10 protein-coding genes are annotated in these 13,324 nt (G+C 29.0%); all 10 read right to left on the bottom strand.

All coding sequences use genetic code 11. From position 1 onward, the window contains the following. Position 1: 1 nt before the first annotated feature. Positions 2-565, bottom strand: a complete 564-nt coding sequence (locus IR151_RS07850) for a V-type ATP synthase subunit E (RefSeq protein ID WP_227433964.1) — start codon at positions 563-565, stop codon at positions 2-4. A 51-nt stretch (positions 566-616) separates the two neighbouring features. Further along, the gene (locus IR151_RS07845) at positions 617-1,108 is read right to left on the bottom strand and encodes a V-type ATP synthase subunit K (protein WP_021385913.1); all 492 of its coding nucleotides are present in this window, start codon (positions 1,106-1,108) and stop codon (positions 617-619) included. Positions 1,109-1,110: 2 nt separating this feature from the next. Next, positions 1,111-3,036, bottom strand: coding sequence for a V-type ATP synthase subunit I (locus IR151_RS07840; RefSeq protein ID WP_227433963.1), 1,926 nt, complete (start codon positions 3,034-3,036; stop codon positions 1,111-1,113). 1 nt (position 3,037) lies between these two features. Beyond that, positions 3,038-3,349: a hypothetical protein gene (locus tag IR151_RS07835; RefSeq protein ID WP_227433997.1), complete on the bottom strand. Its 312-nt coding sequence runs from the start codon at positions 3,347-3,349 to the stop codon at positions 3,038-3,040. A gap of 639 nt (positions 3,350-3,988) precedes the next feature. Beyond that, a complete protein-coding gene (locus IR151_RS07830; RefSeq protein WP_227433962.1) occupies positions 3,989-4,264 on the bottom strand; it encodes a Nif11-like leader peptide family natural product precursor in 276 nt (91 codons plus the stop codon). 84 nt (positions 4,265-4,348) lie between these two features. Further along, positions 4,349-5,758 carry a L,D-transpeptidase family protein gene (locus IR151_RS07825; protein WP_227433961.1) on the bottom strand — a complete coding sequence of 470 codons (1,410 nt, stop codon included), beginning with the start codon at positions 5,756-5,758 and terminating at the stop codon, positions 4,349-4,351. A gap of 377 nt (positions 5,759-6,135) precedes the next feature. Then, positions 6,136-6,798 carry a B3/4 domain-containing protein gene (locus tag IR151_RS07820; protein WP_227433960.1) on the bottom strand — a complete coding sequence of 221 codons (663 nt, stop codon included), beginning with the start codon at positions 6,796-6,798 and terminating at the stop codon, positions 6,136-6,138. A 243-nt stretch (positions 6,799-7,041) separates the two neighbouring features. Continuing rightward, a complete protein-coding gene (locus tag IR151_RS07815) occupies positions 7,042-9,261 on the bottom strand; it encodes an EAL domain-containing protein (RefSeq protein WP_227433959.1) in 2,220 nt (739 codons plus the stop codon). A 271-nt stretch (positions 9,262-9,532) separates the two neighbouring features. Further along, complete coding sequence (adhE, locus tag IR151_RS07810; RefSeq protein WP_227433996.1) at positions 9,533-12,136, bottom strand: bifunctional acetaldehyde-CoA/alcohol dehydrogenase; 2,604 nt, start codon at positions 12,134-12,136, stop codon at positions 9,533-9,535. A 595-nt stretch (positions 12,137-12,731) separates the two neighbouring features. After that, positions 12,732-13,322, bottom strand: a complete 591-nt coding sequence (locus tag IR151_RS07805) for a dipicolinate synthase subunit B (RefSeq protein WP_227433958.1) — start codon at positions 13,320-13,322, stop codon at positions 12,732-12,734. Positions 13,323-13,324 lie beyond the last annotated feature (2 nt).

The following is a 13,324-nucleotide window of genomic DNA, read 5'->3' as shown; positions in this document are numbered from 1 at the left end:
CTTAATTAAACAAAATTTCTGCTGCAATTTGCTCAATATCTTCATGCTCTACTGCAATTATAGCTTCAAACGAATAATTATACTCAATGTCACCTTTTTTAACTATGAAACCTCCAGTAATATCTCTAGTTTCATCAGATACTTTAATGCCTTTTTTAGATAATACATCTTTTAATGTTTTTCTATCTTTTTTAGATAATACTATCTCAGATCCATCTGTACAATTCGCTTTTTCAATCATATTTAATATAATTTGTTCATATTCACTATCTTTAAGATTTAGAAGTTTATTTTTAGCTTCTAAAATTACTGCTTCTAAAATCTGTTGTTTCTTTGATAATATTTGTTTCTTAGCCTCCATATAAGCTCCTGATATTTCCTTAGAAGCTGCTTTCTCTGCTTCTGCCTCTGCAAGCTTTGTATAGGAAGCCATTTCCTTTTCAGCTTTTTCATTAGCTGAACTTATCTTTAAATCTGCTTCACTTTTAGCTTTATCCAATATTTCTTGTGCCTCTTGTTTGGCATCAGCTATAATTCTGTCAATCATTTTTTGTTCATTACCCATAGGAGTGCTTCCTCCTTTTCATTTTTTTTACTTATGAATTATATTCTATAATTAACCAACTGCAATTCCATTGTAAGCTAAGAAAGAAACAAGTAGTCCTAAAAGAGCATATGTTTCAACTATCGCTGCAAATGTTATAGCTTTACCAAGTTCTTCAGGTCTTTTAGCAACTATTCCAACCCCTGCTGCTGCTGCCTTACCTTGTGCAATACCTGATACTAAGCCAACTAGACCAATTGGAAGTCCTGCCATAAGAAGTTGTAAACCTTGAGCTGATGTTGGTATCGCATCTCCACCAATAATTCCTGCTTTTGATAAAATAAGGAAAGCTATGATAAATCCATATAGACCTTGTGTACCAGGAAGAAGTTGCAAAACTAGAAGTTGACCGAATTTACTAGGGTCTTCTGTTACAACACCTGCTGCGGCTTGACCTGCTATTGAAGTACCTTTAGCAGAACCCATACCTGCAAATAACGCTGCTATAGCAGCTCCTGATATTGCCAAAAATTGACCATTTCCTAACGCGTTTAAAAATTCCATATTTACATCTCCTTTTTATTAATGCTTGTATATTTTGTTTTATACTTAAACGGAACAAAAGGAACTCCTCCGCCTTCATAAAACTTATTGAAAAATTCTACATACTGTAACCTACTTGTATGAACATATGCACCTAGTGCATTTATAAGAAGGTTTATTGTGTGTCCTACAACACCAATTACAACTGCAAATATTGGACCAGCTATAGCTCCTAAAAGATTGATAACCTGCCCTATAACTCCTGTTGTTAGACAAAGAGCCATAATTCTTGTATAAGATAATATATCAGCAAAATAACTTGTTATACCATAAAGACTTGAAAATCCTTTAAAAAGCTTAACAGGAACACCTTTAAAGCTTCTTCCTTGAGTAAGGATAAGACCTATAGCACCTATAATTGCTAAATATTTTCCTACTTCAGAAAATACGCCAATATCTCCTGCAACAAAAGGTATTATAAGTAGACATACCCCTGTTATACATAAATACCAAAACCCTATATCAAAAATTGCATCTATTACCTTTCCATCTCTTATTAATGTATATGCTTTAATTCCCAAACCTACATATATATGGATAATACCGAACAGTAATGACATCCCCATAAGTACCATAACATCCTCTAAAGGATTAATTAAAGCTTTTATAGGAACTAAATCCCCCAAAATACCCCCGAATATAAGACCCCATATAGTAGTTGAAACTCCACAAATACCAATAAGTTTAATTAAATTTCCTTCACCCTTTTTCATTTTTGATTTGTATACAATAAATCCACAAGCTAGGGCAATTATTATCCCATATGCAGCATCACTTAGCATCATTCCAAAGAATACAACATAGAAAAAAGTCATAATCGTATTTGGGTCAATATCTTTTGTGCTTGGACAACTGTACATATTTGTTACACTTTCAAAAGGTGTTACAAGTTTATTGTTTTCAAGTAGAATCGGGAAACCTTCTTCTTTGTTTCCTTCCTCTGTTTGAACACAACAATCAAACTTTTCTGTGATTTCACTAATTAGGTCGCTTGCACTTTTACTTGGTAACCAACCATTAAGACAGAATGTTGTTTTTGTTTTTACAAGTCTCTCTATAATCTTTTTCTGGTCTCTTTCTATAGTGTAAAAGTCATATAGATTTTCAAGCATGTGTATATTATTTCCATGATTTTTGATTTCTTCTGTCTTATTTTTAGAAACGTTTTCCTGTCTAATTATCATTTCATTGTATTTCTTGATAGCTTGTGATGGTGTCCCTTCCTCACTTGGTAATGTAACTATTGCAAAATTAAATTCTTTAAGAACTTCTGTAGCATTATCAAAAGTTTCTTTTAAAGTAATTAAATAAACATAGTTCATTAACTTGTCAGAATCAATAATTCCAAGAACACTTTCTGGCACTTCATCCTCTAGTCTAACTCTTAAAGCATCAATATTTGCATTTGTGGGTATAGTTCCTAGAATAGTTTTTGTATACTTAGTTTCCATCTTTTCAAAAGGAACATCAAAGTTTACCCATGGCTCTAACATACTTTTATTATTATTTAATAAATTTATGTTACTCCTTATTGTACCTATCTCTTTATTTAGATTATTTAACTCCAAAACTTCAGCATAAATTTCATCTTCTTTTTCACTGTCAATTTTGTTAAATTCTCTTTTTGGTGCAAACATAGCTTTCTTTTGTTTCACTAGTGAAGAAACAATGTCAATCGCTTGATTCACATGTGCCATCTTCTGTTCTAGCATTATAACCTCTGACTCCTCACCATCTTTTGTAAGATGATTTTTTAACTCATCCATTTCAGTAAGAAAGGCACTATCATCAATCTGAACAAATCCACGGTTCATAAGTAGCTTTAAAATTTGGCTTTTTTGAGCTTCTAAGCCAACAATAGATATCTTGTTCATATTAACTATTGCCATATTATCTCACTACCTTTCCAATAACCGCTTCGATTGCCTTACTTCGTCTTTCTGTCGCAGTTTTTTCAATTTTCAGACATTCACTTTTAGCATCTGCCAAGATTTTATCAACCTCTGCTTTACTGTCGGTGACTGCCTTCTCAACAAGAGTTTCTTCCATAAGCTTTGCTTGCTTTTTTACATCAGTCAAGATGCTTTCACATTCGTTTACAGCATCAGCTCTGATAGACTCTGCATCAGTAACAGCTTTTACTTTAATACTGTCTGCTGTCTGCTCTGCCTCAACAATGCTTTTTATTATTTCAAAAGCCATCCAAATCACCTCTCTTACCTTTTTACTATGTATATAACTAATTAGAGTTTTTTATTCTAATTAGATTACTACCTCATTGTTAAAGTATAAACAGCATTTTTATATAATAATTAATTTTTTTCAACATTTATTTTTTAATAAAACATATTTTAGAGTAGTACTTGCTTAGACTTACATTCTTTTTTGACTTACTTTTAGACTATGACATGAGTATGATTTTTAAATATCATTATTTTCAATAATTATAATTTAAAGCAATATGGTTTGTCAATAGCGTTATTTTGTTTTGAAATTAACGGTTTATCGACATTTTCAATTTTTATTTCAATTTTTTTTTACATATAATTTTATTTATTCCATATAAATTATTTTTATCTTTTTTTTCAACACATAGAATGATAAAACTTATTGTTTTTTTTGAATTTTTAGAAATATCTTATATTTTTTCATCTAACTTTTATAAATCATCAGCTCATATCGATTTTTGTCAGCTTATTTTAGTTTAATTTTTTCTAAATTTATTAGATATAAGTTAATCCTTTTTTAAGATTGATAAAATTTACACTTATTTTTAAATACTTTAGTCCCTCAATCATTATCTTAACTTTAAATAAGTAATACCACTAATTAGTTTATATATTATATATTCGCCAACATGCTGAAAAAATCCTCGAACCAATCACTCCAACCTTCAATAGGATATGCAGCTCCTCCATTTACGCTTTTTAAAAGATTGGATGTATATTCTTCTCCTATAGAAAAAAGTTCACCTATCGTTATATCATATCCTCTAGATGTAACTACTTTACAAAATGAATCCATAACATCACGTTGTTTTCTTGTTTCCATAATCTCTTTCTTAAACTCTGAATCGTTCTTTGCTTCATCTAAAATTTTAATTAATTTTTCATTCATTATATACATTCCTTTCTATATAAAAAAGAAGCCATCTAAAAAAACTAAGATGACTTCACTTAATCGTTATAAACAATATTTTTACTAGTATAAAATAATTGGTGTACCTGGTTCTATATTTTCATAGATTTTCTTTGCCTTAGAAAAAGGTGTGTTTACACATCCATGTGAACCTGAAGATCTATATATACCTCCACCAAAAGAACCTCTCCAAGTAGCATCATGAATTCCTATATTTCCATTAAATGGAAGCCAATAACTTACAGGTGAACTATAGCCTTGACCAGTTAAAGAAACATTTCTAGCTTTATAGTTAAGAGGATATATCCCTGATGGGGTAGCAAATCCTCTACCTAAATCGCCTGTTACAACATCTGTTGATACAAGCATTTCTCCATTCTTAAAGAACCACATGTGTTGGTCAGAAAGACTAATCTCAACATATGTATTACCAATATCATCTTTATTACGAGATACAGCTTTTTGTATGTAGATAGGTTCTCTTGTAACATTTTTTCCAGCTTTTACAACATCAACTAAAGCTTCTGCTTCTTTCTTTTTATCTATCAACCATCCATAAATTCCACCTGAAATAGTAATCTCTTTGCCAGTTGCAGTTTTAAATGGTCTTGAATCTCCAAAAGTACTATATTTTTTGCTTAATCCTCTTGTATACTCTACCATCACATCATTATCGAAAGTTATGTCATAATTTTTTTCTGAGTCTACCTTTAACCACTTATTAATCTCAGAACCATCTAAAGTTTCCTTACGGTCACTAAAATCATATGTAACAACTACACTGACATATTTATCTAATGTCTTAATAGCCTCTTTTAACTTTTCTGAATCCTTTGTATTGTTTGGAACTTCATATAATTTACTCTCCTCTAAAGAAACAGAAGTAACACCAGAATTAATTGATTTTTTTACTAATTTATAAAAATCATCTTTTTTTACTTTGTTTCCAAGTACTTCTGGTACTATAACATAAGCATTTTTACTGCTATCATACTTAGGGTATGCACTCTTAGGCTCTACAACATTTTTACTATCAAAACAAGATAAAGCATTAAACCCTTTTTCTAGTAAATCTTTATCATATGAAAGAGTTACCATATTATTATACTCTTTAGATTTAAATATTCCACCAATCCATCCAAACGCACTTTGGCTATCTTTTATTTTTTGAACCTTATCATCTGGTGTAAACTTTAAATCTATATCTTTTGCTTTTATTTGTTCTTTTTTATTGTTTCTTTCCTCTAGACTTAAAGTATAAGAATTAGTACTTGATGTTAATAAATCATTTACTTGTTCAACTGTCTTTCCTGAAGCTTTCACACCATTAATAGTTGTACCAAAGTAAAAATGATTTCTAAAAAAGATTGCCATCCCTATATAAGCTACAATCAAAACACCTACTACTATAGCTATCTTAACTTTTAGATTTTTTTGCCCACTTTCTTGTTTTGCCTCTTTTCCTTCAATCATAACTAAATCCTTTCTTCATTATAATTACCTATGTACTTTACTAGTTTTAAAAAACCTTATTTCTTCTATATACCCAAACTATTATATTATTAATTTATATTTTTAAAGATAGAGTTATTTACATGATATCAATTTATATTTCAGATAAAATGATTATTGTCAATTCCCCCTTTCAAAATCCCTTAAATATAACCTCTGCTATAATAATATATTACCATACTTTTAAGCATCAGTGTGGCTATCTGTCTATTTTTGTTACATTAAACTACTATTTCCAAAAAAAGAAACTAATATCTTGTTAGTTTCCTTTTTTGATTCATTCTTATATATTAGTCTCCAACTTAACATAACGTTGTTATATACATTTTATATAATTATTATTTAATTATTTTAGTTTCTATATCCTTTCCATCTGCATACTCTTTAAGTAAATCCTTAGCGTATCCAAAGTACTCTTCAATATCTGATTCCGAACTAAATGAAAATATACAAATTAGTATTTCAATTGCATCTGTTGTTATCATAGCTCTCTCGGAATCACTAGTTGGGCTTCCAAATTTACCTAATGAATCAGATAATATAGGTAGATTTTCTATATTTATCAACTCTTTTCCAATACCTTTATACTGCTCGCCTTCATCACCTACAGTAAAACATATTGGTGGATGTAGTTTACTTACATTATATGTACCAACTGGATATAATGATTTTATAGATATTAGATTATTTATTTCAACTATATTATTTATTGTATATAGACCCTTACCTTGAACAATTCTTCTAACTAATGCTTCTGAAGACGTTCTATATCTACTTGGATTTTTACCAAGTTCTTTATATGCATCTCTTGCATCTTTAATCTTATCCAATTTCGTAATATCTTCAATTTCTAGCTTTTGATTCAAAATATCACAAAACTCATTTATCCCATTTATTAACTTTTCTGAGCTTTTATTTACTACTACTTTTGCTTGGATACATCCTAATTTTGCATCAGGCCATTTGTCCTTAAGTTTTTTATCAATGCTTATATCTATCATACTCAAACAACTCCTATCATTAAATTTTTATTTAAGTTTTTTATCATCTATACATTATAGTACTATTCTTTTGTTAATAACATATTTATATCCAAAATAATTTATTTTTAACAGATTTTTATAAAAGATAATTACTTTCCTCATATCTGAATCTTACAAAATAAAAACACTAATTATCTAGCAAGCATTTATTAAATCCAAGCATATATAATAGTGTTTTATATGAAAAAATAAATTTTATTTTTAAAGTAATTTCATAAAATTTTGAACTGGCATTGGTCTTGCAAAATAAAACCCCTGAACTAAATCACATCCAAATTGCTTCATTAACTCAGCCTGTTTCTTACTCTCAACGCCTTCTATAATTACAATTAAATCTAATGATTTTGCTAGAGATACTATAGACTTTGCTATATTACGACTTTTCTCATCATTTTCAATACCATTAAGAAAAGACTTATCTAATTTTAATACATCAATTGGCATGTCCCTTAGACAACTAATAGAAGAATAACCTGTTCCAAAATCATCCATAGAAATTGAAAATCCATGCTTCCTTAATTCATTTAAAACACTTTTTAGTATATTTAATTCATTAATAACTACAGTTTCTGTTATCTCTAATTCAATTAAATTTGAATGTATGTTATATGTTTGGATAGTACTATTGATAAATTTTACAATATCTGGTTGATATAACTCAACTCTAGATAGGTTTACTGAAACTGGTACTAATTTTTTCCCTTGTTTTTCCCATTTAGATAAATCGCTACAAACTCTTTCAAATACAAATCTACCTATTTTTAAAATCAATTGACTTTTTTCTGCTATTGGAATAAATATAGCTGGACTTATAAACCCATGTTCAGGATGATTCCATCTTATCAGTGCTTCACTTCCTATCATCTCACCATTTACAAGTGAAAACTTAGGTTGATAATAAACTTCAAATTGATTCTTTACTAATGCTGTCTTTATATCATCTAAAATTATAGATTCCTCACTAAGCTTATTTCTAACATCTTCATTATAAATAGCATAGTTTATATTTTTACCTTTGGCAACAGACCTTGCCATATTAGCTTTATTTACAGCCTTTTGAGCATCTACTTCTCCTTCTTCTACGAAGTAAATACCCACACAAAGAGAAATTTCAAATACTGTATTTAGATTATTTTCAATATTACTTCGTATACTATCAATTTTTTTTATAATTTTATTTCTTCCATTTTTATATTCACAAAAAATAGCAAAATAGTCACTTGAAAGCCGTGCATATATTTCACCTTCTGTTAGTTCCTCTTTTAAAGCACTTGCTATAGTAATTAATAGATTATCACCAAATTCATATCCAAAAGTATCATTAATCATTTTAAAATTATCAATATCAAAATATACTATAATATAATTTAAAGATGGTTTATTTAAAAGATACTTACTACATTCTCTATAAAATTTATTTTGATTTCCTATATGTGTAACTCTATCTTCATATGCTAAACTTAATATTTCTTTTTCATTAGATTTTTTTATGTACATTATATAGAAAATAATTGCAATAAACACAAATATAATCAATAATACTGCATATACAGCTCTCTTAATAATTTGCTCAGAATTACGGAATATAACATTTTCTGGAATTGAAAAAATCAAGTTCCAATCCTTTATATAATTATCTTTTTTCTTTCCATTATCCATAGTAGCATATCCTAGGTATCGTCTTTCTCCTGACATATTTAAGATTGCAGCACCTGTTTTATTTTCTTCTAATTGTTTTTTTAATTGATTTACATCTTTAATATCATTATCCTGCTTTAACAATTCATAAATATTTCTTGATAATCTATCTTGTTGAGGATGAAGTATAACTGTCCCATTATTTTTTACAACATAAGATATACTATTATTTTCATAAAAAGATACATTTATAAGTTTCATTAGAGTATTGACATCATAAGTACAATACAAAACTCCAACTACTTTATCATTATTTAATATTGGTACTGAGATAGTAATCTTTTTTACAGACTTATTTACTTCATCAATATATGGGCTTGAAACATACTTTTTACCATTAATTGAATTTTTGAAGAATTCTCTATCCTTAACAGAAAACTTATTACCCTTAGTATTTTCTGCATTCCCATTTATATCAACAATTGCCATAGTATAAAATTTTTGGTTTTCCATTTCATCTAAAAGCTTTTTTATTTTTTCTTCATTAGACATGTTAGGATTTGAAGTATAATAACTTGAAAAAATATTTAAAATATCTAAATCTTTTTCAATTTGTCTTTGTGCTAACTGAGAACCTTGTATCGCAACTTCTTTTATATGTACTTCTGCCTCTGATATAAGAAGTTTTCTTGTATCTTCTATATATAGATATCCTAATATCAGAAATAATGATGCCATTAAAAGAATTATAATTAATGTAACACTTTTATTTCTTTTAGTCATCTTACCCCTCCCTTAATTAGTCAACACTTTATATCCCTATTTATATCTTTATTAATACAAATTTATTACTTATCTTACATACAAATATACCCAAATATTACATATAGATTCATTCTAATTATTATAATAACATTATTTAATTGAATTTTGAATTAAAGTTTCAAAACTATTTATGTTTTTTTAAATGAAAAATCCCATATACAATGATATTATATATCTAATGTATACAGGATTTTAGTTTATTTATTTTATAGTAAGTTTTATAGTAAATTTATTTTCCATAATATGAATTTAAATACATTTCTTTTATTTCATTCATAAGAGGATATCTTGGATTCGCACCTGTACATTGGTCATCAAAAGCTTGAATCACCATTTCATCTAGTGAATCTATAAATTTAGATTCCTCAACACCAAATTCTTTTATAGTTTTAGGAATACCAACTTTACTCTTTAAATCTTCAATAGCTATCAATAAACTTTGGAATTTTTCTTCATCAGAATTTCCTTTTAATCCCAAGAATGAAGCTATTTCAGCGTATCTCTTTAATGCCTCTGGATACTTATATTGAGAGAAAGCTCCCATTTTCTTTGGTGCATTAGAAGAATTAAATTTCATAACACCTGTTATTAAAAGAGCATTTGCAACACCATGTGGTACATGATGGAAAGCACCTAACTTGTGAGCCATAGAGTGACAAACACCTAAAAATGCATTTGCAAAAGCCATTCCTGCCATTGTAGAAGCATTTGCCATTTTTTCTCTTGCTTCTGAGTCTTTTGCTCCATTATCGTATGCACGTGGAAGATATTCAAATATGCTCTTAATAGCTTGTAAAGCTAGACCATTTGTATAGTCAGTTGCAAGCATAGATACATATGCTTCTAATGCATGAGTCAAAGCATCAATACCAGAAGCAGAAGTTAATCCTTTTGGCATATTCATCATCATATCCGCATCAACTATAGCCATATTTGGCATCAACTCATAATCAGCTAATGGATATTTAACACCTGTATCTTGGTCAGTTATAACTGCAAATGGAGTTACTTCTGAACCAGTCCCTGCTGATGTTGGTATAGCTACAAAACTAGCTTTTTCACCCATTTTAGGGAACGTATACACTCTTTTTCTTATATCCATAAATCTCATTGCTAGGTCTTGGAAATCTACTTCTGGATGCTCATATAATGTCCACATTATCTTACCTGCATCCATTGCACTTCCTCCACCTATAGATATTATTACATCTGGATTAAACTCTCTCATAGCTTTAGCACCTATCTTAGCACATTCTAAAGTTGGGTCTGGTTCAACTTCAAAGAAAGTAGTATGCTTGATGTTCATTTCATCTAATAGGTCAGTAACTGTCTTAGTATATCCATTATTGTAAAGGAATGTATCTGTTACAATAAAAGCTCTCTTTTTATTCATTACATCTTTAAGTTCTTTTAACGCCACTCCTAAACAACCTTTTTTAAAATAAACTTTTTCTGGTGCTCTAAACCAAAGCATATTTTCTCTCCTCTCAGCTACTGTCTTAATATTAAGTAAGTGCTTAACTCCTACATTTTCAGATACTGAATTTCCTCCCCAAGAACCACATCCTAAAGTAAGAGAAGGAGCTAGTTTAAAATTATATAAATCACCTATACCCCCTTGAGAAGAAGGAGTATTAATTAAAATTCTACAAGTTTTCATAGCTTTAGTAAATCTATCAAGCTTTTCTCTCTGATTTACATCATCAATATATAATGAAGATGTATGACCAAACCCTCCATCTTCTACCAATTTTTCTGCTTTACTAACTGCATCATCAAAGTTGTTTGCTTTATACATTGCAAGTACTGGTGAAAGTTTTTCATGAGCAAAAGCTTCTTCTATTTCAACTGATTCAACCTCACCTATTAAAACTTTAGCATCAACTGGAACTTCAAAACCTGCTAATGTTGCTATTGTGCAAGCTGTTTGACCAACGATTTTAGAGTTTAATCCCCCATTTACTAAAATTACATTTCTTAATTTTTCTGTTTCTTCTTTATTTAATAAGTAAGCACCACGCTCTTTAAATTCTTTTTTAACTTCATTATATATATTTTCCAATACTATAACTGATTGTTCAGAAGCACATATCATACCATTATCGAATGTCTTAGATACAAGAATTGAATTTACAGCAGTTTTTATATCTGCGCTGTCATCAATTATTGCTGGTGTATTACCTGCACCGACTCCAATAGCTGGTTTTCCAGATGAATATGCTGATTTAACCATTCCAGGGCCTCCTGTAGCAAGAGTTAAGTCAACTTCCTTCATAACAGTCGTAGTTAATTCCAAAGATGGCTCATCAATCCATCCGATTATACCTTCAGGAGCTCCAGCCAGAACAGCAGCTTCAAGAACTACCTTTGCTGCCTCTATAGTAGAATTTTTTGCTCTTGGATGTGGAGAAAATATTATTCCATTTCTAGTTTTTAGAGCTAAAAGTGATTTAAATATAGCAGTAGAAGTTGGATTAGTTGTAGGTATAACTGCTGCAACAACTCCTATTGGTTCAGCTATTTTAGTCATACCAAAGGCTTCATCTCTCTCTATAACACCACAAGTTTTAGTTTCTTTATATGCATTGTATATATATTCTGATGCATAGTGATTCTTTATAACTTTATCCTCAGCAATTCCCATACCAGTTTCTTTTTGTGCCATTATAGCTAGAGGAACTCTTTGCTTATTAGCTGCTAAAGATGCTGCTAAAAAAATCTTATCTACTTGCTCTTGAGTGTATGTAGCAAAGATTCTTTGAGCTTCTCTAATTTTTGCTAATTTTTTAACTAAATTTTCAACATTATTTACAACGCATGCATTATCTGCCATAGCTTCTTCTCCCCTTTTATTTTCTATTATAGTCTGTTCTTTATTAGCCATTTCAATGCCCTCCTAGAATAGTATAATCTTCTTTTTCTGTTAATTTATTAACAGTATAGCATGTTATCTTTGCATTTTCAAGTTATTTTTTTAACATTTTATTTTTTGTTTAGTATTATATTATTTATATTAATAATAATATACTTTACAAATATCTAGATTAATTATATATTACTTTATTTTTTATATAAATCGTGAATAAATTCATCTCAACGCTTAAGGATAACGTTATTATTTTAACACTTATATTTTCATTTTTTTAATGAAAAAATTAAAAGATTTTTTTCAAGTATAGTATTGTATAAAAGTTATAAAAAAAAAATACATTAAAAAGAAAATAAAGACTTAAAGAGTAAATTAAATACTCTGAGATATACAAACAGTTATAATATGTATTATAATTAGAGATATATACACCGATAATTTTTATATACTGTGAAATAAAATATATTTAATATGTTACAAGTTAAAGTCCAGCAAATAAGATTGCTGGACTTTGTTAATATTACTAAATATACATGTATATCATATTACAATCATTAATCTATTGATGTGGACTTTTTATAACAGGTTGTAACTGTTTATTATCAAGAGCAAGCTCTATTGTTGGAATTATTAACTCTGTATGTGCAATCATAGAATTAGGCTTTGCATTACAATTATCTTGACCAAAAGGTACAAAATATATGTTTTTAGAGTTAAGAAGAGTTCCAATGTTTTTGAAATTAAAACTTAGAGCATCATTAGTTGATATTGATACTACAAGTGGTTTATCATTGCGAAGATGACCTTTTGCTGCCATCAATACTGGAGAGTCTGTAATGCCATTTGCTAGCTTAGCAGCAGTATTTCCAGTACAAGGGGCTATTATTATAATATCAGCAATTCCTTTAGGTCCAAATGGTTCTGCTTCTTCAATTGTAACAATAGGTTTATTTCCTGTCAGTTCATATGCTTTTTTCATAAATTCCTCAGAATTTCCAAATCTACAATCTATATTTTGTGATACATCTGAAAATATAGTGTGTACATTTGCTCCTGCTTTTACCAAATTCTCTAACTCTATAAATATTTTATCATAAGTACAAAACGAACCAGTAAATCCTACTCCAATTGTAAGTCCTTCAAGTCTCATCT

The sequence above is a fragment of the Clostridioides sp. ES-S-0006-03 genome, from assembly GCF_020662275.1.
Classification (GTDB): Bacteria; Bacillota; Clostridia; order Peptostreptococcales; family Peptostreptococcaceae; genus Clostridioides.
The sequence above is the reverse complement of the archived record's forward strand: the minus strand, read 5'-3'. Positions and strand labels throughout refer to the sequence as shown.